The following is a 19,164-nucleotide window of genomic DNA, read 5'->3' on the forward strand; positions in this document are numbered from 1 at the left end:
TTTTAGTCGAAAATTTTTCCAGGGTTCATTACACCGTTGGGGTCAAAAACCTGCTTCACGTGGCGCATCAGGGCAATTTCCTCGGGGCTGCGCGAGTATTGTAGATAGTCTTTTTTCAGCAGGCCGACACCGTGCTCGGCCGATACGCTGCCGCCGAAGCGTTGCACAATATCGAACACCGCCAGACTGACCTTGCCACATTGCTCAAAGAATTCACTTTTATCCAGACTGTCTGGCTTGAGAATATTCAGGTGTAGATTTCCGTCGCCAATGTGTCCAAACCAAATGATCTCAAAATCCGGGTATTCGCTATTTACGATATTCTCGACTTCGCTGAGGAAGTTGGGGACTTTTGAAATGACCGTGGAAATATCGTTTTTATAGGGCGTCCATCGTGAAATGGTTTCGGAGATATCCTCGCGCAGACGCCACAGGTTTTTTAGCTGCTCAAGGCTTTGGCTCATTACGCCATCGAGTACCCAGCCTTCCTCTACGCAGGCTTCGAATAAGGCCATTGCCTGTTCTTCGGTTTCGTCGTTGAGTTTTTCGAATTCCAGTAGGGCGTAGTAAGGGCACGTCGACTCGAAGGGGCGTGGCAATTTGCTGTGCTCAACGACTTTTTGCAGCGCTTGCTCGGAGAAAAACTCGAAGGCAGTCAGATCCATTTCTGATTGAAAACGGTTGAACAGGTTCATGATGCCATCGAAGTTCTCAACACCCAGTACAAAGGCGGTGAGGTTTTTCGGTTGTCGGGTTAACTGCATCGTTGCTTCGCAGATCAGTCCGAGGGTGCCCTCGGCACCGATAAACAGCTGGCGAAGGTCGTAGCCGGCATTGTTTTTTAGCAGGCCGTTGTTCAATTCCAGTATGTCGCCGGCACCGGTGACAACGGTCAGACCGGCAACCCAGTCGCGGGTCATGCCCCAGCGAAGAACCTTGATACCGCCAGCATTCGTGGAAATATTACCGCCAATCTGTGAGGAGCCCGCAGAGGCGAAGTCGACGGGATAGTAGAGGCCCTGCTCGTCGGCGAAGTGCTGTAGCTGTTCGGTAATCACGCCAGCCTGACAGCGCACGGTGCGGTCGATAGCATTGAAGTCACTGAGCTGGTTCATGTAGTCGAAGGAGACTACCACCTCGCCGTTGGCAGCCACGGCGCCGCCGCTCAGGCCGGTGCGACCGCCACTTGGCACCACTGCCAGCTGTTCGGCGTTGGCCAGTTTAACAATGGCTTGAACGTGCTCGGTGCTGCGCGGAAAAACGACCGCCAGTGGTGCGGGCTCCCAGGCCTTGGTCCAGTCTCGGCCGTGGCTGTGAAGGGTGTCGGCGTCGCAGCGAACTTTGTCTTCGCCAACAATGGCTTGAAGCTCAGCAATAACACGCTCTGGAGAGGAATGGGGATTGGCGGAAGACATGGCAAATTGCCTCGGAAATTGACTACAGGAAAAGCGTTTTATGATACCATATTGCGCTTTCATATTTCCCCTCCGAGAGCACATCCCCGATGGCAAAAACCTCCCTAGACAAGGCCAAGATTAAATTCCTTCTCTTAGAAGGTGTTCACCAGTCCGCCGTAGACGCACTCCACGCCGCTGGCTACAGCAACATCGACTACTATCAGAAGGCCCTGCCCGACGACGAGCTAAAGCAAAAGATCGCCGACGCCCACTTTGTCGGCATTCGCTCGCGTACCCAGCTGACGGCTGACGTGTTTGATTCGGCGAAGAAATTGATCGCGGTGGGTTGCTTCTGTATCGGCACAAATCAAGTAGACCTAAAAGCGGCAACTGAGCGCGGTATTGCGGTCTTCAATGCGCCGTTCTCCAACACGCGCTCGGTCGCCGAGCTGGTGATCGCCGAAGCGATCTTGCTGTTGCGTGGCATTGCTGAAAAGAACGCCGCGGCCCACCGTGGCGAGTGGATGAAAAGTGCTGTCGGCTCTTATGAAATTCGCGGTAAGCGCCTGGGAATTATCGGCTACGGATCGATCGGTATGCAGCTTTCGGTTATCGCGGAAGGCCTGGGTATGGAGGTGTGCTTTACCGATGTTGTGAACAAGCTGCCACTGGGCAATGCTGTTCAAGTGAGCTTGGGTGAATTGCTGGCAACCTCCGATATTGTCAGCCTTCACGTGCCGGAAACGGCGTCCACGCAGGATATGATCGGTGCCAATGAGCTGGCCCAGATGAAGAGCGGGGCAATCCTGATCAACGCCTCGCGCGGTACGGTTGTTGATATCGATGCCTTGTGTAACGCGCTGAGCGATGCCCGCTTGTCAGGCGCTGCAATCGATGTATTTCCCGAAGAGCCGCGCGGCAATAACGACGAGTTTATCTCGCCGCTGCGTGAATTCGACAACGTTTTCCTCACGCCGCATATCGGTGGTTCAACGGTAGAGGCTCAGCAAAACATCGGTCTGGAAGTGGCTGATAAGCTGGTGAAATACTCTGACAATGGCACAACAACCTCGTCGGTTAACTTCCCTGAAGTGGCGCTGCCGGCCCACCCAGGCAAACACCGTATTCTGCACGTGCACCGCAACGTGCCGGGTATTCTCAGTGCCATTAACCAGATTTTCTCTGAGAACAATATCAATATCTCGGGTCAGTATCTGCAAACCAATGACCAAGTCGGTTACGTGGTCATGGATCTGGATAAGGACTCTGGGGCCTTGGCTCAAGAGAAGTTGTCGCAGATTCCCGACACTATTCGCTGCCGCTTGCTGTTCTAAGTCAGCGCACTGATGGCTGAGCTGGAACGCCTTGAGGCGCTGCTGGATAAAACGGCCCTGGTGGCGCTGAGCTACTTTGATGTAGACGGTGCCGCATTGCAGCAGCGCATGCTGTCGGGCAAGGTCGTGCGGGTAACGCCCAGCGACGGCATTACCCTGCGCCCGCCTCAGGGTGAGGAATTTACCCTGCCCTCGTCCATGTCGCCGTGGTTTATTGCGCCGCCAGGTCAATACCGCGATGGCGCTGACCACGCTGTCGACAACCCGGATTATCTGGTCACATGGAATGTGTATCGCTGCCAAGATAAGGATAAGCCGGAGGGCGAGCACCAGTGGTGGGAGTGGGTGGCCAATACCCAGCCACCCACGGTGGGCAGCTGATCTTTTTCGCCACTGCCAAAATGCCAATTGAGCTGTTTTGCCATAGGTCTGCGCAAGCCACCTTTCTATACTGAGCGCTTATTCGCACAGTTAGAAGGACGCGGCCATGAAACTCGGCTTACATTTGGGCTACTTTCAAAAGCAACCCACAGATCGCTTTATCGAACTTGCACAGGCTGCGGAAAACCTCGGCTTTGACTCTGTGTACACAGCGGAAGCCTACGGTTCCGACTGTTTTACTCCCTTGGCGGCGATCGCCGCAATGACCTCTAAGATTCGACTGTGTACCGGCGTTATGCAAATTTCGGCGCGTACCCCCGTGTGCGCCGCGATGTCGGCACTGACCCTCGACCATATTTCCAACGGTCGCCTGTGTCTGGGCGTGGGGGTATCGGGGCCGCAGGTTGTTGAGGGCTGGTATGGCCAGCAGTTTAAGCGCCCTTTGGAGCGCACGCGTGAGTGGTTGGATATCTTCCAGCAGGTGATTGCCCGTGAGGCGCCGGTGGAGTTCAGCGGCAAGCAGTACAACCTGCCCTACAACGGGCCGGATAGCCTGGGTCTGGGCAAGCCCCTGAAGAGTATTACCCATCCGCTGCGCAATAAGATCCCGGTATTTCTCGGCGCTGAAGGGCCTAAGAATATCGCTCTTGCGGCAGAGCGATTCGACGGCTGGATGCCGATATTTGTCTCGCCCTACCGTATGGATATCTTTGAGGAAAGTCTGGCAAATAAGCCTGAGGGCTTCGAAATTAATGCCATGGTGAATTGCATCATTAACGATAACCTCGACGAAGCGATGTTCCCAGGCAAGATGACCATGGCTCTCTATCTCGGCGGCATGGGCGCCCGCAAAGATAACTTCCATAAGAACTTGATGGGACGCATGGGCTTTGGCGACGAAGCCGAAAAAGTGCAGGACCTGTGGTACGAGGGTAAGCACGAAGAGGCGATCAAGGCCGTGCCGGATGCCTTAGTGGATGAAATTTCCCTGGTGGGTCCGAAGGAGCGAATTAAAGAACGCTTGCAGGACTGGAAGAAATCACCGGTGACCAGCCTGATGATCGGTCACCGCGATCACTTTGAAACGTCGGTCGAAACCATGGAGTTTTTAGCTGAGGCGGTTCTCTAAGCCTGCCTGTCCAACCTTTTTCCCCACCGCCGGCCGGGTGGTGGGGCACTTCTTGTTCTCTCCTCCTTTAAATTTGCAAAGACCCATAACGAAAGCATTGTGTTTTAGTGTTGCTGTAGTTAGGCTACATATGTGCGCCGCGTGTTATGGCGCGCCATAACAATAATGAATAATGACAGATGGTACTCACTATGCGTATGTTCTCCTGCCTCGGCCGGGGCTTGCTGCCCGGCTGCGTGTTGCTGCTGGGTGCGAGCCCGGCATTTGCTCAACAAGCGCCAGTTGCTGCCAAGGAAAAAATGGGCGGTACTATAGAAGAGGTGCTGGTAACCGCCCGTAAGCGCTCGGAAAATTTGCAGGAAACACCGGTTGCTGTCACCGCGATGAGCGGTGACGACTTGCGTGCCCAGGGCATTTTGAGCACCACTGAGTTGAGTAAATCGGTGCCCAGCTTGCAGATTAACGACAGCACGTCTGCGCAGATCTTTATTCGCGGTATTGGTCAGCGGGCACCGATGGCGCGCTTCGATCCCTCGGTGAGTGTTTATCTGGACGGTATATTTATTCCGCGCCCGGATGGCCAGCTGCTGGATACTATCGACGTCGACAGTGTGCAGGTGTTGCGCGGCCCTCAGGGCACCTTGTTTGGCAAAAACAATACCGGCGGCGCCCTCGTTTTCACGCTGAGCAAACCTGAGGATGTTGCCAGTGGTTATGTGGAGGGCGGCCTGGGTAGCTATGGCGAGAATCGGCTGCGGGCAGCAGTAAATATGCCGGTGAGTGAGGACTTCCTTACTCGCCTGTCAGTGAATAGCCACCGCCGCGACGGCTTTCTTGAGGACCGCAGTATCGGCGACACGCAGTCCATTGACCGGCTCTCGGCCATCTTTCAAACCCGCTGGCTCGCCGGTGATAGCCTGACACTGGATACCCTGACCTTCCTCGGCAAAATTCGCGAGCGCTATCCCACCTATCACTGCAAAATTGTCAATGATGATGCCTTGTTTGTGGATGGCCTCGGCCTGCTGTGGCCGGGCGATACCGACCCGAGCAACCCCCGGGCGTATCGCGACAACTGCGAGGCGAATGACCGGGATAAGCTGCCCGATTTGGTGACCAATCAGGGTGATCAGCAGTATCAAGTTAAAGATCAAGATGTTGTGCTGCTCGGCGCGACGGCAGACTGGGAGCTCAATGCCGATCACAGTATCAAGGGTATTTTTGGCTACCGCGACGCGGTGAAAGGCGGGCCTCAGAGCAATGCGGATGAAGGCGGCCCAGCGCCCTTTTTGCGCGGCATCGTGTTGGGTGACAGCGACCAGGAATCGCTGACCTTAGAATTGCAATTCAACGGCCGGCTATTCGATGGCGCCGTAGACTACACGGCGGGGCTGTTCTGGCAAGATGAATATAAGAACGAGCGCTTTATGGTCGGTAGCCCATTGGTCGGTGCCGATTCCACCTCCTTGGCGCAGTTGTTGGCCGGGCAAGTCCCCAACCCGGCATTGATCCCCCCGGGTGGCACTAACCCTCCGGTGCTGGGCGCGCTGGTGCCCCTGGCAACGGTGCAGGATTTTGAAATATTCGGCGAGACCGCGGCCGCCTTTGCGCAAGCAACGTGGCACATCACTGAGGACTGGGAGCTGACTGTCGGCGGTCGCTACACCGAAGAGAGTCGCGACTCCGAACTGGCTACACGCGAGGCCGACTTGGCGGCGGTGTCTACCGCCTTGACCTCGGCCGATCCGCGATTTGTGCCGGTCGAGCCGTCGATGGGCATTCATACTTTCCTGGGCACGTGGTCTCAGGACCCGCTGAGTATTGCCCAGGATATTCTGCGAGAGGCCTACCCCGATATCATCGGTGCGCCATTAGGCGCTGCCAAAAACTACGAAACCAGCAGCACCTTTAAGGAGTTCACGCCGATGGCATCAACCTCCTGGGTGCTGCCGGAGTCGCTGCTGGAAAATAGTCTGGTGGATTCCGCCATGGTCTATGCCACGTGGAGCAATGGCTTCAAGTCGGGCTTTCACGAGCCCAGCGGGGTCGATGGCTTAGCGGTGGTTGAACCGGAGTTGCTGGAAAACCGTGAAATCGGCTTCAAGATAGACGCACTGGAGCGGTCGCTGCGCTTCAATGTGGCGCTGTATGCCATGACCTTCGAAAATATGCAGCTGATCACCGTGAGCGTGGACTCGGCCAATTCGCTGATCGTGACCTCGCAAAATGCCGGCGAGTCGACGATTGAGGGCGGCGAGATGGAGCTGACGTGGCTGCCGACCATGAATACCTTGATTACCCTGAGCTACAGCAATAACAACTACAGCTTTGTCGAGTTTGAAGACACAGCTCTGCTACCGCTGGCGGTGGCGGGCGACAGCGTTGCAATCGATCGCAGTGATGAAGAGTTTGCGGTGTCGCCGAGGAAAACGGCGGCACTGGGTGTTCAGTACACCTTGAATACAGAGGTGGGGTTGTTCACGCCGCGTATTGATTTGAGCTACAAGGGTGAAGTGTATATGGGCTTGGATGACGCCTCCTGGGACGTGGCCAAGCGCAACCCGGGCTTGGTGTATGCCGACGACTATATGCTGGTCGACCTGCGCCTGAGCTGGAGCAATCGCGAGAACGACCTGAACATTGCCGCCTACGTGAAAAACGCCACCGATGAGCGCTACGACATTGGTGCTGTGGCGACGGGTGAATCGCTGGGGACCTATGCTCAAGCCCTCGGGGATCCCCGGTTTTACGGTGTGGAGGTTTTTAAGCGTTTTTAGCGCTGTTTACCACTGAGACTGAATGTGCCTTGGCCGTTTTGGCCAAGGTGCTCAGCGAGCGCTGGCAGGCAGTTTTCCAGCTCGGTGCGGAGGGTCCAGGGTGGGTTGGCAACAAACATACCGCTGCCGAACATGCCGTGCTCGCCTTGTGGGGCGCATACTTCCAGCCGTGCGCTGAGATAATTGTCGGCGACGCAACTAATTAGTTTCTTTTCGAGACCTAGCGATTCCTGCCGAGGCAGCAACGGGTACCACAGTGCGTATACGCCGCTCGGGAAGCGTTTTAGTGCATCATTTAGGCTGTGTATTAATGTCTGATAGTCGCGCTTGTTTTCATAGGGAGGGTCGATAAGCACCAGTGCCCGCCGAGATGGCGGTGGCAGCAGGGCCTTTAGTCCGGAAAAACCATCCTCTTGATGGACGCGGGCGCGCCCAGCAGTGACGCGCTGCAGCTCTTCATAGTCAGCAGGGTGCAACTCAAAGAGTTCGGCGCGATCGTTTTTGCGCAGCAGTTGCTGGGCAATCAGGGGTGAGCCGGGGTAGTTATTGGCATCGCCGGAGTCTTGATAGTAAGCATCAATCACCTCGAGATAACGGGCTAATTGTGCTGGCAGAGGGGTGTGCTCGGCGGCGCTACGCAAGCGGCTGATGCCACTGCGATGCTCGTGGTTTTTGGCTGAAAAACCGCTGTCTAATGGGTATTGCCCAGCGCCCGCATGGGTGTCGATGTATAACAGCGGTTTGTCTTTTTTCTGAAGGTAGTCAAGCAGCAGGATCTCCACCACGTGTTTAAGCACATCAGCGTGGTTACCCGCGTGAAAGCCGTGGCGATAACTGAGCACCTTTTCGGCTAACTCTGGTGGTAATCAACACAGCGGGCGACTTCATCCGCGGCGCCGAGGATGACGGGTACGCGCTGGTGGATGTGCTCGGGCTGAATGTCGAGAATATTCCCGTCGGGGGCGCACACTTTGCCACCGGCTTGCTCGACGAGCAGGCCCATTGGGTTCGCCTCGTACATCAGACGCAGTTTGCCGGCCTGCTCGGGTTTGCGGGCGTCCCAGGGGTAGCAGAACAGACCGCCGCGACACAGTATGCGGTGCACATCGGCCACCATCGCTGCCACCCAGCGCATGTTGTAATTCTTGCCTCTGGGGCCTTCGCTGCCCTGAAGCAGTTCACCAATATAGCGCTGCATGGCGGGGTGCCAGTGGCGCTGGTTGGACATATTAATGGCGAACTCTTTGCACTCCTTCGCAATGCTGACCTCGGCCTCGGTGAGCAGGTACTCCCCCGATTTCGGCTCGTAGGTAAACATCACCACGCCTTTTCCTAGGGTTAATACCAGCATTACGGATGGCCCATACAGTACATACCCCGCAGCCAATTGTTGGCGGCCCGGCTGCAAGAACTCGGCCTCGCTAACGGCGCCTTCGCCACGGCTGCCGAGCACGGAAAAAATGGTGCCGACCATGCTGTTTATATCGATATTCGACGAGCCGTCCAGCGGGTCGAACGTGACCAAAAATTCGCCATCATTGTGGGCGTCGACGACCTCATCTTCCTCTTCAGAGGCAATACCGCGCACGCTGGGCAATGCCGACAGTGCGGTTTTAATGCGCTCATTGGCGATCACGTCCAGCTTCTTTTGCTCTTCGCCCTGAACGTTCTCCGCACCGGCGGCGCCGAGAATATCGTTCAACGCGCCGCCGGACAGATCGTCGCGAATGGCGCGGCTGACCTCGGCAATCGACAAAATCAGTTGTGCCAGTGTCGATGAAGGCGCGTGAGAGGAAAGGTAGTCAGAGAGGTTCTGGCGGGACATATCGGGAGCATCCGGTCGGTGTGGTGACAAAGCAGCTATTATGCCAGTGGGGGTGCATCAGTAACAGTACGTTGCGAAGGCGGGGTTACTGTTCTAGCTTCAGGGGGAAAGGTCGCGTCGCAACAGGGAGGTTGTCGAGATGCGTGGGTGGATCATTGTTGGACTAACGGCGTCACTGCTGTCATTGGAGAGTGCCAATGCAGCGGATTGGCCACAGTGTAAAAGTGCCAAGCGAGAGGCGGTGCGTTTGCAGCAGGCCTTGCGCGATGGCCGCAAGTTGAAGGGCTATAAAAGTGGTGCCGCCATGAAGCGGGCGCGAAAAAGCCGGGACAACTGGCTGCGCAAGAACTGCCGCTATCATTCCCGCCGATTGCGGGAGGTGGAGCGGAGCATGATGTGAGCGCTAATAAATGATGCTGTGCATCAAGTAACTAAGAATGGTGGTCGCGCCCAAAAAGCTGCAATCGATAAGGGCGACCTTACGATTTTTGGCCTGCACCCGGCGCAATAGCCAGGCGACGCTAATATAGCTGCTGAGGCAAAGTATCATTGTGCCAGACGGAAGCAAGCCCTTGTGCAGTAGCATCACCAGCACCCCAACCATCCAGCTCTGTAGCAAGCAGGCGCTTGCCATTGCCAGCAGCGACGATTCCGGGCCAGCCGCTTTGTCGCCGAGCCTCTGCTCTAAACGCCAGGCGTCGCCGAATACTCGCGGTGAATACCAGATGTAGCCAAGCAGTAGACTAAGGAGAAAGGCACTGGCTGCGGCGCCTGGGTGGAGGTCAAAAATCGACATGAGACTTGGGTCCGTACCGCAAGAGTTATCATCACGACTGGATGTTGATGTAGAGTGTAGTCTGTAATGCTGAGAATACGAACACACGATGTGGTTTTTCATTGAGGCTGTTAACCAGGGAGAGAAAAATTAATGCGACTCTTTTCGTTACTGTTCGCCGCCATTTTGGCCTTGTCGGGCGCGAGCCAATCACTGGCCGCCGAGAAGGTTCAGCTGCCGGACGATCTCGGGACTGCAATGTTGTACAAGGCCAAGCGCAGTGATGCTCCCGCGGTTGTTGTGGTGCACGAATGGTGGGGCTTAAATGATTACGCTCGCAAGCGCGCCAAGATGCTTGCTGAGGCCGGCTATACCGCCATTGCTGTCGACATGTACGGCCATGGCAAAACAGCGAGCCACCCAAAAGATGCCACGGCCTTTATGAATGCAGCACTCGCTGAGCCGGAAAAAATGAATGCTCGCTTTGATGCGGCGATGGCTATTTTGAAGCGCCAGACCAAAGGTGATATTTACGCGATTGGCTACTGCTTTGGTGGCGCTGTGGTGTTGAATCAGGCGCGCCGCGGGCTGGATTTGGCGGGAGTGGCGAGTTTTCACGGTAGCCTGGGTACCGAAACCCCGGCGCAAACGGGTGTGGTGAAAGCCAAGGTGCTGGTGGCCACAGGTGGGGCTGACCCGATGGTGCCCGCTGAGCAAGTCGGCGCCTTCGTCGAGGAAATGTCTTCTGCAGGTGTGGATTTACAGCTGATGAGCTTCCCTGGCGTTCAGCATAGCTTTACCAACCCCGGTGCCACGGCCGTCGGTAAAAAATACGGTCTGCCATTGAGTTATGATGCCAAGGCCGACAGCCAGAGCTGGGCAGCCCTGATGCGCATGTTGGAAGACTAAGCACGGCGATGGCCGGGTCGCGTTTATATAAGGTGCGCAACAGCCCTTTGCATGGCAAGGGCTTGTTTGCTCGCCGGGCTATTGCCGCCGATACCGTGATTGGCTGGTGCGAAACAGCGCCAACAGTAAAGCCGGGTTTGCACACCTTGAGCCTGGCGGATGGCCGCGATGTGGATGTTTGCTGCTCCTTGAAATACATCAATCACGGCCGGCCGGCCAACGTGATCTACTATGACGACTTTAGTGTGGTAGCGCTGCGAGATATCGCCCCTGGCGAAGAGCTGCTGCACGACTACGGGGATGACTGGCCTTAGGTCGCTCGTCCGCCAATTTTCCCGCCCAGTGCCACGTAGTTATGAGTGATAAAGAAAAGTCCCTGCACCGCATTAAAACCGGTGGTTTTTCGCGCCGCCTGGAATTATCCAAAGTGGGGCTGCGCTACGGCAGCCGAGCCTTGCGCCAGTCGCTGCGCGAGCGCTTTTCCAACGATGAGGAGGCCGCCCTGGCTCAGCGCCGAGAGAACATTGAATTCTTTATCGCAGAGCTGGGTAAATTGAAGGGTAGTGTAGTGAAAATTGGTCAGGTGATGGCCACCTATGCCGATTACTTAATGCCGCCAGAAGTCGCTGAAGCGCTACATTCACTGGAGGACGACACGCCGCCAATGAGCTGGCGGGCGATTCGCAAGGTGTTGGAAAAAGAGCTGGGCGAAGAGCGCCTTGCTGAGCTGGATATCGACACCGAGCCGCTCGCCGCCGCCTCGCTAGGCCAAGTACACAGGGCCGTTTTGCGAAGCAGTGGTGAACAGCTGTGCGTGAAGGTGCAGTATCCCGGTGTGGATAAAACTATCGACGCCGACTTCCAGGCGTTGATGGGGTTGTTGAAGCTGTCTCGGCTGCTGGATGCAACGCGTAATATTGATGACTGGTTTGGTGATATCCGCCAGCTCTTGCACAAAGAAGTCGATTACGAGCAGGAAAAACGCGATCTCGATTTCGCCCGCCAGCGCCTGAGCGGTGAAGCGCGCTATGTGGTGCCCCGCAGTTACGACCGCTATTGCACTCGGCGTGTGCTCACCATGAGCTATGAAAGCTCGCAGGGTGTGGCTGCTTGCGACGTCGAGGCATTGTCGCAGGCGCGCCGCAACGCGCTGGGCGAGGCGCTGCTGAGGCTGTTTCTCACCGAGCTGTTTCGCTGGCAGCGTATGCAGACCGACCCCAATTTTGGCAATTACCGCGTGCGTATTAATGACGATGGCGACGATCAGTTAGTGTTACTGGATTTCGGCGCCATGCGACTGTTGCCGCCGGACTTCGCCGAGCGTTTTTGCGAGATGATGCGTGCCGCTTACCGTCGCGATCGCGAGGTGTTCCGGCAGTGCAGTATTGATCTGGGTTTTATGAAGGAGCACTTCCCGGACAGCGTGCTGGATAACTTCGTGGACATTGGTATGGATATCGGCGAGCCGCTGCGCTCAGCCTCCCAGGCCCCGGATGAGGCGCGTAGCGCCGACGGCCTTTACGACTGGCGGCGCAGCAACCTTCCTAAACGTATTGCCAAGCGGGCAGTGGCGGCCTCCATCAGCACGTATTTTGCGTTGCCCCCTAAGGACTTCCTTTACGTTATGCGTAAACTCATGGGTGTCTATGCCCTGATTGCGCAGTTGGATGCCCATTTTGACGGTGAACCCGTATTCCAAGAATTTTTGTAGTGGTGTTTATTAACGAGCTGTAACCCCCGCGGCCAGTGACTTCGGGCACTTGAGCGGGCTTTTAGCCTTGAACTTTTCGACTATTAGGCATCTAATAAGCAGTCGGTATTTTTGGGCCCCCGCGAGGGAGGCCGTAACCAGTGAGGAGGATGTGCATGAGCACCCATCTGCAGCCAGTACAGCAACTTGTGCCGGGTGGTGATCTCTCTGCATATATTCAAGCAGTAGGCAGTATCCCTGTGCTCAGTGTTGAGCGTGAGCGGGAACTGGCGGAAGAACTTCACTATCGTGGCAACCTTGAGGCGGCCCGCGAGTTGGTTATGTCGCACCTTCGATTTGTGGTGCACATTGCTAAAAGCTACAGCGGCTATGGCCTGCCCCAGGCTGACCTGATTCAGGAAGGCAATGTCGGTCTGATGAAGGCGGTTAAGCGCTTTGACCCCAGCAAAGGGGTGCGTTTGGTGTCTTTTGCGGTGCACTGGATCAAGGCGGAAATTCACGAGTACGTATTGCGCAACTGGCGCATTGTGAAAGTAGCAACCACCAAGGCGCAGCGTAAGTTGTTTTTCAATCTGCGCAGCGCGAAGAAACAGCTGGCCTGGCTGAGTAATGACGAGGCCCACGCCGTGGCCAGTGATCTCGGCGTTGATGTCACTGAAGTGCGCCGTATGGAAGGGCGCCTGAGTTCGGTGGATGTCGGCTTCGATGCCAGCGACAGCGACGACGACAGCAGTTTCGTCGCGCCGGTGCATTACCTGGAAGACAACAGCCAAGACCCCGCGCGCCTGCTGGAAGCTGACAACTGGGAAGAGAGCAACCACCAGAGTTTAGCGCTGGCGCTGGACGAGCTGGACGAGCGTAGCCGGGATATCCTGCAAAGCCGCTGGTTGGCTGAAAGTAAAGCGACGCTGCACGAGTTGGCAGACCGCTACGGTGTTTCCGCTGAACGCATTCGACAGCTGGAAAAAGCGGCGATGAAAAAGCTTAAGGCGGCCATGGAGTAAGCGCGCCCGTTGCGGCCCTCCTAAGTAACACCTGAAAACGCCCCGCTAGTCGGGGCGTTTTTTTTGCGGGCTGCCACGCATAAATACGCATGTTCCCCCGCTGAGGGACGCGCTACAAATGGCCAAGGTTTGGTGTGGCGGGGCAAAGAATAATGACATTCCCTTGGCTTTCAGCACGCGGCGGCAAGCGCTGCATCGTATTGTGCGGCGCGTTGTTACTGTGCCCGTGGCACGCCTATGGCAAGGGCTTTTTGGATTTTAACCTATACCCCTACCTTGATGACGTAGAAAGCGATTCGGTTTTTACACTGAATATTGGCGCCCGGCTTTCCGAACGCTGGTCATACTTTGGTTTTATCAATTTCTATAACCAGCCGGCTACGGCTGAGCTGTCGGAAACGAATAGCTATTACACTGAGCAAAATCTGCGTCGGCAGTTGGCGGCAGTACCGTCGCTCGATCTAAGCGTGCAGCATAATATGCGCACCGGCGAGGACAATGACCGACTGCGCTTTGGCCTGCGGTGGCGCCTGAATGATAGTTCGTGGTTTCGCCACCTGTTTGCACAACTCAATCTGACCTATTCGCTGACCCTGCACGCCCTGCAAATTGACGACCGCGACGAATCGGTTTGGCAGTTGGAGCACAGCTGGCGCTGGAGTTCTCCCGCCGTGAGTGAGCGCCTATACCTCGCTGGGTTTATTGATCACACCTTTAATGAAGACCTACCTGAGGGCTTCCCGGCCAACCCGATGGTTGCCGAGCTACAACTCGGCTGGCGGCTGTGGCAGCAGTGGTATGCGGTGGCGGAATACCGCCTCAATCAATATCGTCGGCAAGATGTGAATAACTTGGCGCTCGGGGTTGAATACCGCGTGCCTTTCTAATTGCCTAATTACGACGCTGCTGCCGGCAGCTTTGCCTATCGGCCTCCAGCCCTTACAATACGCGCTGTTTTCGTGGGGGCAGTATGGCGTCGATCACTTTCTTTCTGGCCGGGCTTTCTGGCTTTTTCGCTGTGGCCTTGGGCGCCTTTGGTGCCCATGGTTTAAAGGGTCGTTTATCGGCTGACATGTTGGCCGTGTATGAAACGGCCGTGCAGTATCACTTCTATCATACCTTTGCGTTATTGGCCGTCGCGTTATTGATGCAGCTGGGCGTACAACACGGTGCGCTGCGTGCGGCCACCTGGCTCTTTGGTATAGGTATTGTGCTGTTTAGTGGCAGCCTTTACGCCTTGTCGATTAGCGGTATTAAAGTGTTGGGAGCGATCACCCCGGTGGGCGGCTTGTGTTTTCTTGCGGCGTGGATTTGCCTGATGGTGGCAGCCCTAAGAGGTGTGCAATGAGTGAAGAGAACACCAAAATGCGCCGAATTCGCAGCTTTGTACTGCGTACCGGGCGGATGACCGAAGGCCAAAAGCGCTCCTACGATTTGCACTGGCCAAGCAAGGGGCTGGAGCTTGAAAAGGGCGCGATAGACCTGGACGAGGTGTTCGGCCGCCGCGCACCAACGGTGTTGGAAATCGGTTTCGGTATGGGCGACTCGCTGGCCACCATGGCCGCTGCAGCGCCAGAGAAAAACTTTATCGGTGTAGAAGTGCACAGCCCCGGTGTCGGACGTCTGATGCATTTAATCGATGAGTCCGGTATCGAGAATTTACGCGCCTACTGCGACGATGCCGTTGAAGTGTTAGAGCGCTGTATCGCCAATGAGAGCTTAAGCCGAGTGCAGGTGTATTTCCCGGACCCCTGGCATAAAAAGCGCCACCACAAGCGCCGTTTAATTCAGCCGGAATTTGTTCAGCTATTGCGCAAAAAACTGCAGCCCGGTGGCGTGATTCACTTAGCGACTGACTGGGAAAACTACGCTGAGCACATGATGGAGGTTATGTCAGCCGCGCCCGGTTTTACCAACTGCGAGGGCGAAGGCCAATTCGCACCGCGCCCGGAGTACCGGCCGGTGACAAAATTTGAGCGTCGCGGTGAACGCCTGGGCCACGGCGTGTGGGACTTACTGTTTGAGAAAACGGCGGACTGAGTCCGCCGTCGCTGCGCCGCTCATTTAGAATAAGCAAATGTTTCCTCTCATTCCTCGAACGGCGAATCTTTCGCTGCAACAGGCGTAACTCAACGAGTGTGAGCCGGCCCGAGTTGCTCGCTGTGAAAGCGAATATGGTCTTCGATAAAGCTCGCGATAAAAAAGTAACTGTGGTCGTAGCCCTCTTGCATCCGCAGAGTCAGGTCAGCGCCGCCGGCTGTGGCTGCGGCCTGCAGCAACGCGGGTTTAAGCTGACTCTCTAAAAAGTCATCGTCGCTGCCCTGGTCAACCAGAATGCGCGGGGCAGTGGCGCCGTGCTCACGAATCAAAAAGCAGCTGTCCGCTTGCTGCCACTGCTCACGATCTTCCCCCAAGTACTGGCCGAGTGCCTTTTCTCCCCAAGGACAGTTCATTGGCGAGCTAATGGGCGCGAACGCCGACAAACTGTGGAAGCGCTCGGGGTATTTTAAGCCGAGCGTCAGCGCGCCGTGCCCGCCCATGGAATGGCCGAATAGACCACAGCGGCTGGCATCAACAGGTAAGTGTGCACTTACTAGTTCTGGCAGCTCGGTGCTGATATAGCTCTCCATTTGGTAGTGTTCAGCCCAGGGTTGCTGGCTGGCATTGACATAAAAGCCCGCCCCCAGGCCCAAATCGTAGGCACCGTCGGGGTCGTCGGCAACGCCCTCTCCGCGCGGGCTGGTATCCGGCGCAACGATCGCCACGCCATAGCGTGCGGCAAATTGCTGCGCGCCTGCTTTTTGCACGAAGTTTTCGTCGCTGCAAGTGAGCCCAGAGAGCCAGTACAGCACCGGCACCTTGGCGCTTTTCGCCTGGGGGGGCAGAAAAACGGACACCTGCATTGAGCAGTTCAATGTCTGGCTTTGGTGGCGGTAGCGAAGTTGTCGGCCGCCAAAACAGCGGTGCTCTGCAATTTTCTCCATCGTCTTCCCCCGGTTAATACAGTACGACGGAGCGAATGCTTTCGCCCGCATGCATTAGGTCAAAGCCCTTGTTGATGTCCTCAAGCGGCATGGTGTGGGTAATCAGGTCGTCGATATTGATCTTACCATCCATGTACCAGTCGACGATTTTCGGTACGTCGGTGCGGCCGCGTGCGCCACCAAAGGCGGAACCGCGCCAGACCCGGCCGGTCACCAGTTGAAAGGGGCGCGTTGAAATTTCCTGGCCAGCGCCGGCCACGCCAATGACCACAGATTCCCCCCAGCCCTTGTGACAGCACTCCAGTGCTTGGCGCATGGTGGTGACATTGCCTATGCACTCAAAACTGTAGTCGGCACCGCCTTTGGTAAGCTCGACAATGGCTTCAACAATATCCGGCACTTCCTTGGGATTGAGGAAGTGGGTCATGCCGAATTTCTTCGCCAGCTCGACCTTGCTGGGGTTAATGTCCACGCCGACAATCATATTCGCGCCCGCCATGCGTGCGCCCTGAATAACATTGAGGCCGATGCCTCCCAAGCCGAACACCACGACATTGCTACCGGGCTCTACCTTGGCATCGAAGACAACCGCGCCGACGCCTGTGGTGACGCCACAGCCGATGTAGCAGACTTTATCAAAGGGTGCATCCTCACGAATTTTCGCCACAGCAATTTCTGGCAGCACCGTGAAGTTGGAGAAGGTTGAGCAACCCATATAGTGCTTGAGTGGTGTACCGTCGAGGGAGAAGCGGCTAGTGCCGTCCGGCATTAAACCCTGGCCCTGGGTGGTGCGGATCGACTGACACAGGTTGGTTTTGGGATGCAGGCAGAAGTCGCAGTGGCGGCATTCCGGGGTATACAGGGGAATAACATGGTCACCGGGTTTAACGCTGGTAACGCCCGCGCCGACTTCTACCACAATGCCAGCGCCCTCGTGGCCGAGAATGGTGGGGAACTCTCCCTCCGGGTCATCGCCAGATAGAGTAAAGGCATCGGTATGGCAAATACCGGTGGCCTTTAATTCAATCATCACTTCGCCGGCGCGTGGGCCCTCCAGGTCCACATCGAGTACTTCCAGGGGCTTTCCAGCGCCAAAGGCGACAGCAGCTTTTGTTTTCATGGGTGTCTCCCAGTATTGGTCAATGGCGCTAGTCTAAATTGATAACTGAGCAACGATAATCCACTATTTGGTAAACTCATTGTTTTTATATGACAACAATAAGGGGCGGCCGTGAAACATTGGGAAGCGGTGGAAGTGTTTGTTGCCGTGGTGGAGCAGGGCAGTTTTTCGGCGGCCGCGCAGCATTTGGGGATGTCAAAATCCCATGCCAGCCGTCAGCTCAGCCGTCTGGAAAATCACCTCGGTGTGCAACTGCTTACTCGCAGCACCCGGCGTTTGGTGTTGAGTGAAATCGGCGAGGCATACTTTCAGCGTTGCAAAAGTATTCTCGGGCAAATGCAAGAAACTGAGCAGGCGGTTATGCAGCAGCAGGCCAGCCCGCAGGGCAATCTGCGGGTGACGGTGGCAGGGGCCTTTGGTGAACGCTACGTGGCGCCAGCGGCGGCAGAATTTTTAAAGCGTTACCCCGCCGTGAATCTGCAGCTGGATTTTAATAATCGCAACATCGACTTGCTGGAAGACGGTTACGATCTGGCAATTCGCGCAGGGGTGCTTAAGGACTCGTCGTTGATCGCCCGGCGAATCGCCGAACGGCGCTTGTTAATTTGTGGAAGCCGCGACTACTTCGACCTCTATGGTGTGCCCAATAGCGTGGAGGACCTGCGCGAACACAGTTGTTTGGTGGGTTCTTTACCCACGTGGCGGTTTCGCGATTCCCGTGGTCAGCATGTCGAACTCAAGGTTGAGGGGCGCTGGCGCAGCAACAATGGCCATGCGCTATTGGCGGCGGCGCGCCGAGGGCTGGGTTTGGTGCAGCTGCCCGAATTTTATGTTTACGAGGACCTGCAGGCAGGGCGCCTGCAAGCGGTGATGCAGAACTATCAACCCGCCGATACTGCCGTGTGGGCGGTGTATCCCCACAACCGTCATTTATCTGCCAAGGTCAGTGCCTTTGTCGACTTTTTGGCAGAGCAGTTTCGCCAGGTCGACTACCTCAGTTAGCGCGCTTTTGCTTGCTAGATTGCGGGTTTGGCTGAGCTTTCATGCGCGGGCGCAGACGCAAAATACGCGATTCGCGATGTTGCCATTCACGGCGGCGCTGCTCCGCAAAGCTATTGGCGCAAGTGTACAGGCGGCTTAAATCCTCTGGGCTGATATCCACAAAGGAGTCCAGCTCGCGCAGCGCCTTGGCGACGTCTTCTTCTTGCAAATTCGACGCTGCTGCGGCGCTGCGTCCGAGGGTGCTGGGGTAGCGGCGCGAGGGAAACAGGTTATTAAACAGCAGGCCTGCCAACACCAAGGTACAGGCATTCAGTAGCACCGGATTAAGCAGTAGTGAATACGACAGCTGGTGAATCTCTGCCCCGCCCATTACCGCAAATAGCGCTGTGGCCACGCCGGGAGGGTGAAGGCAGCGCAGGTAGTACATCGCCGCAATAGATAGCCCCGTTGCCGCGATCGCGGCGAATTCGTGAGTGGGTAGATAGCGCTGACAGCTCACGCCGATAAAGGCCGAAATAACATGCCCACCCAATACTGGCCAGGGTTGAGACAGCGCGCCGTGGGGGATGGCAAAAATCAGGGCCGCACTGGCGCCTGTCGAGGCGAGCATCCACGCCAGCGAATTCCCGCCGGGCAGCTGGCTGCTCAGCCAGCAGGCGAAGGCCATGCCGAGTGTGCTGCCGATAATCGATAGCCACTTCTCAGCATGGGAGGTGGTGTTGGCTTCAACGCCGAGTAGGCGGGCGAGAGGCTGATGAACGTGGTGGCTTGGCACGTGCGATGGGCCCTTTGACTGGCCTTGCCGGTTTGGCATGG

Annotated in this window: 20 protein-coding genes; 13 read left to right on the top strand and 7 right to left on the bottom strand. The window is 56.4% G+C overall.

Annotated features, from left to right (window positions below; genetic code table 11):
* Positions 1-2: 2 nt before the first annotated feature.
* Complete coding sequence (locus ABNS66_RS08325; protein WP_286695603.1) at positions 3-1,415, bottom strand: FAD-binding oxidoreductase; 1,413 nt, start codon at positions 1,413-1,415, stop codon at positions 3-5.
* 89 nt (positions 1,416-1,504) lie between these two features.
* Here ABNS66_RS08325 and serA point away from each other — a divergent pair, with 89 nt between their 5' ends.
* The 4 genes from serA to ABNS66_RS08345 all read left to right on the top strand — a co-directional run bounded on the left by serA (position 1,505) and on the right by ABNS66_RS08345 (position 7,018).
* Positions 1,505-2,731, top strand: a complete 1,227-nt coding sequence (serA, locus tag ABNS66_RS08330) for a phosphoglycerate dehydrogenase (protein WP_204996090.1) — start codon at positions 1,505-1,507, stop codon at positions 2,729-2,731.
* Between the two features lie 12 nt (positions 2,732-2,743).
* On the top strand, positions 2,744-3,112 hold the full coding sequence (locus tag ABNS66_RS08335) for a hypothetical protein (protein ID WP_286838726.1): 369 nt from the start codon (positions 2,744-2,746) through the stop codon (positions 3,110-3,112).
* 106 nt (positions 3,113-3,218) lie between these two features.
* Positions 3,219-4,241 carry an LLM class F420-dependent oxidoreductase gene (locus ABNS66_RS08340; RefSeq protein ID WP_286838728.1) on the top strand — a complete coding sequence of 341 codons (1,023 nt, stop codon included), beginning with the start codon at positions 3,219-3,221 and terminating at the stop codon, positions 4,239-4,241.
* Positions 4,242-4,432: 191 nt separating this feature from the next.
* Entirely contained in the window at positions 4,433-7,018 is a 2,586-nt protein-coding gene (locus ABNS66_RS08345) for a TonB-dependent receptor (protein ID WP_286838730.1), read from the top strand.
* On the opposite strand, the gene rlmJ is transcribed toward ABNS66_RS08345, so the two are convergent.
* Positions 7,015-7,860 carry a 23S rRNA (adenine(2030)-N(6))-methyltransferase RlmJ gene (rlmJ, locus tag ABNS66_RS08350; RefSeq protein ID WP_286838732.1) on the bottom strand — a complete coding sequence of 282 codons (846 nt, stop codon included), beginning with the start codon at positions 7,858-7,860 and terminating at the stop codon, positions 7,015-7,017. The genes ABNS66_RS08345 and rlmJ overlap by 4 nt on opposite strands.
* 8 nt (positions 7,861-7,868) lie before the next feature.
* On the bottom strand, positions 7,869-8,843 hold the full coding sequence (locus tag ABNS66_RS08355; RefSeq protein ID WP_286838733.1) for a class 1 fructose-bisphosphatase: 975 nt from the start codon (positions 8,841-8,843) through the stop codon (positions 7,869-7,871).
* 139 nt (positions 8,844-8,982) lie between these two features.
* Here ABNS66_RS08355 and ABNS66_RS08360 point away from each other — a divergent pair, with 139 nt between their 5' ends.
* The gene (locus ABNS66_RS08360) at positions 8,983-9,243 is read left to right on the top strand and encodes a hypothetical protein (protein WP_286838734.1); all 261 of its coding nucleotides are present in this window, start codon (positions 8,983-8,985) and stop codon (positions 9,241-9,243) included.
* A gap of 3 nt (positions 9,244-9,246) precedes the next feature.
* On the opposite strand, the gene ABNS66_RS08365 is transcribed toward ABNS66_RS08360, so the two are convergent.
* A complete protein-coding gene (locus ABNS66_RS08365; protein WP_286838736.1) occupies positions 9,247-9,639 on the bottom strand; it encodes a DUF1761 domain-containing protein in 393 nt (130 codons plus the stop codon).
* 132 nt (positions 9,640-9,771) lie between these two features.
* Here ABNS66_RS08365 and ABNS66_RS08370 point away from each other — a divergent pair, with 132 nt between their 5' ends.
* The 7 genes from ABNS66_RS08370 (at position 9,772) to trmB (ending at position 15,282) form a co-directional block, all read left to right on the top strand.
* Complete coding sequence (locus ABNS66_RS08370) at positions 9,772-10,527, top strand: dienelactone hydrolase family protein (protein ID WP_286838738.1); 756 nt, start codon at positions 9,772-9,774, stop codon at positions 10,525-10,527.
* Between the two features lie 8 nt (positions 10,528-10,535).
* Positions 10,536-10,841: an SET domain-containing protein gene (locus ABNS66_RS08375; RefSeq protein WP_286838739.1), complete on the top strand. Its 306-nt coding sequence runs from the start codon at positions 10,536-10,538 to the stop codon at positions 10,839-10,841.
* A gap of 41 nt (positions 10,842-10,882) precedes the next feature.
* Positions 10,883-12,238 carry an AarF/ABC1/UbiB kinase family protein gene (locus ABNS66_RS08380; protein ID WP_286838740.1) on the top strand — a complete coding sequence of 452 codons (1,356 nt, stop codon included), beginning with the start codon at positions 10,883-10,885 and terminating at the stop codon, positions 12,236-12,238.
* A gap of 155 nt (positions 12,239-12,393) precedes the next feature.
* On the top strand, positions 12,394-13,242 hold the full coding sequence (rpoH, locus tag ABNS66_RS08385) for an RNA polymerase sigma factor RpoH (protein WP_286838741.1): 849 nt from the start codon (positions 12,394-12,396) through the stop codon (positions 13,240-13,242).
* 152 nt (positions 13,243-13,394) lie between these two features.
* Positions 13,395-14,129, top strand: a complete 735-nt coding sequence (locus ABNS66_RS08390; protein ID WP_286838742.1) for a hypothetical protein — start codon at positions 13,395-13,397, stop codon at positions 14,127-14,129.
* An 83-nt stretch (positions 14,130-14,212) separates the two neighbouring features.
* Positions 14,213-14,590, top strand: coding sequence for a DUF423 domain-containing protein (locus ABNS66_RS08395; protein WP_027875127.1), 378 nt, complete (start codon positions 14,213-14,215; stop codon positions 14,588-14,590).
* On the top strand, positions 14,587-15,282 hold the full coding sequence (trmB, locus tag ABNS66_RS08400) for a tRNA (guanosine(46)-N7)-methyltransferase TrmB (RefSeq protein ID WP_286838743.1): 696 nt from the start codon (positions 14,587-14,589) through the stop codon (positions 15,280-15,282). The genes ABNS66_RS08395 and trmB overlap by 4 nt, the downstream gene beginning before the upstream one ends.
* Before the next feature lie 89 nt (positions 15,283-15,371).
* Here the strand turns inward: trmB and fghA are convergent, their stop codons facing one another.
* A complete protein-coding gene (gene fghA / locus ABNS66_RS08405; protein WP_286838744.1) occupies positions 15,372-16,226 on the bottom strand; it encodes an S-formylglutathione hydrolase in 855 nt (284 codons plus the stop codon).
* 13 nt (positions 16,227-16,239) lie between these two features.
* Complete coding sequence (locus tag ABNS66_RS08410) at positions 16,240-17,346, bottom strand: S-(hydroxymethyl)glutathione dehydrogenase/class III alcohol dehydrogenase (protein ID WP_027875124.1); 1,107 nt, start codon at positions 17,344-17,346, stop codon at positions 16,240-16,242.
* Positions 17,347-17,457: 111 nt separating this feature from the next.
* Here ABNS66_RS08410 and ABNS66_RS08415 point away from each other — a divergent pair, with 111 nt between their 5' ends.
* Positions 17,458-18,348 carry a LysR family transcriptional regulator gene (locus tag ABNS66_RS08415; protein WP_286838745.1) on the top strand — a complete coding sequence of 297 codons (891 nt, stop codon included), beginning with the start codon at positions 17,458-17,460 and terminating at the stop codon, positions 18,346-18,348.
* Here the strand turns inward: ABNS66_RS08415 and ABNS66_RS08420 are convergent.
* Positions 18,341-19,123: an HPP family protein gene (locus ABNS66_RS08420; protein ID WP_286838746.1), complete on the bottom strand. Its 783-nt coding sequence runs from the start codon at positions 19,121-19,123 to the stop codon at positions 18,341-18,343. The genes ABNS66_RS08415 and ABNS66_RS08420 overlap by 8 nt on opposite strands.
* Positions 19,124-19,164: the final 41 nt, after the last annotated feature.

It is taken from the genome of uncultured Spongiibacter sp. (assembly GCF_964011655.1).
Classification (GTDB): Bacteria; Pseudomonadota; Gammaproteobacteria; order Pseudomonadales; family Spongiibacteraceae; genus Spongiibacter; species Spongiibacter marinus.

Coding starts and splice junctions, on each gene's coding strand:
- ABNS66_RS08345 (WP_286838730.1), top strand. CDS start 4,433: ATGCGTATGTTCTCCTGCCTCGGCCGGGGCTTGCTGCCCGGCTGCGTG.
- ABNS66_RS08335 (WP_286838726.1), top strand. CDS start 2,744: ATGGCTGAGCTGGAACGCCTTGAGGCGCTGCTGGATAAAACGGCCCTG.
- ABNS66_RS08325 (WP_286695603.1), bottom strand. CDS start 1,415: ATGTCTTCCGCCAATCCCCATTCCTCTCCAGAGCGTGTTATTGCTGAG.
- ABNS66_RS08380 (WP_286838740.1), top strand. CDS start 10,883: ATGAGTGATAAAGAAAAGTCCCTGCACCGCATTAAAACCGGTGGTTTT.
- fghA (WP_286838744.1), bottom strand. CDS start 16,226: ATGGAGAAAATTGCAGAGCACCGCTGTTTTGGCGGCCGACAACTTCGC.
- rpoH (WP_286838741.1), top strand. CDS start 12,394: ATGAGCACCCATCTGCAGCCAGTACAGCAACTTGTGCCGGGTGGTGAT.
- ABNS66_RS08395 (WP_027875127.1), top strand. CDS start 14,213: ATGGCGTCGATCACTTTCTTTCTGGCCGGGCTTTCTGGCTTTTTCGCT.
- ABNS66_RS08340 (WP_286838728.1), top strand. CDS start 3,219: ATGAAACTCGGCTTACATTTGGGCTACTTTCAAAAGCAACCCACAGAT.
- ABNS66_RS08365 (WP_286838736.1), bottom strand. CDS start 9,639: ATGTCGATTTTTGACCTCCACCCAGGCGCCGCAGCCAGTGCCTTTCTC.
- ABNS66_RS08355 (WP_286838733.1), bottom strand. CDS start 8,843: ATGTCCCGCCAGAACCTCTCTGACTACCTTTCCTCTCACGCGCCTTCA.
- ABNS66_RS08390 (WP_286838742.1), top strand. CDS start 13,395: ATGACATTCCCTTGGCTTTCAGCACGCGGCGGCAAGCGCTGCATCGTA.
- ABNS66_RS08360 (WP_286838734.1), top strand. CDS start 8,983: ATGCGTGGGTGGATCATTGTTGGACTAACGGCGTCACTGCTGTCATTG.
- ABNS66_RS08370 (WP_286838738.1), top strand. CDS start 9,772: ATGCGACTCTTTTCGTTACTGTTCGCCGCCATTTTGGCCTTGTCGGGC.
- trmB (WP_286838743.1), top strand. CDS start 14,587: ATGAGTGAAGAGAACACCAAAATGCGCCGAATTCGCAGCTTTGTACTG.
- ABNS66_RS08410 (WP_027875124.1), bottom strand. CDS start 17,346: ATGAAAACAAAAGCTGCTGTCGCCTTTGGCGCTGGAAAGCCCCTGGAA.
- serA (WP_204996090.1), top strand. CDS start 1,505: ATGGCAAAAACCTCCCTAGACAAGGCCAAGATTAAATTCCTTCTCTTA.
- ABNS66_RS08375 (WP_286838739.1), top strand. CDS start 10,536: ATGGCCGGGTCGCGTTTATATAAGGTGCGCAACAGCCCTTTGCATGGC.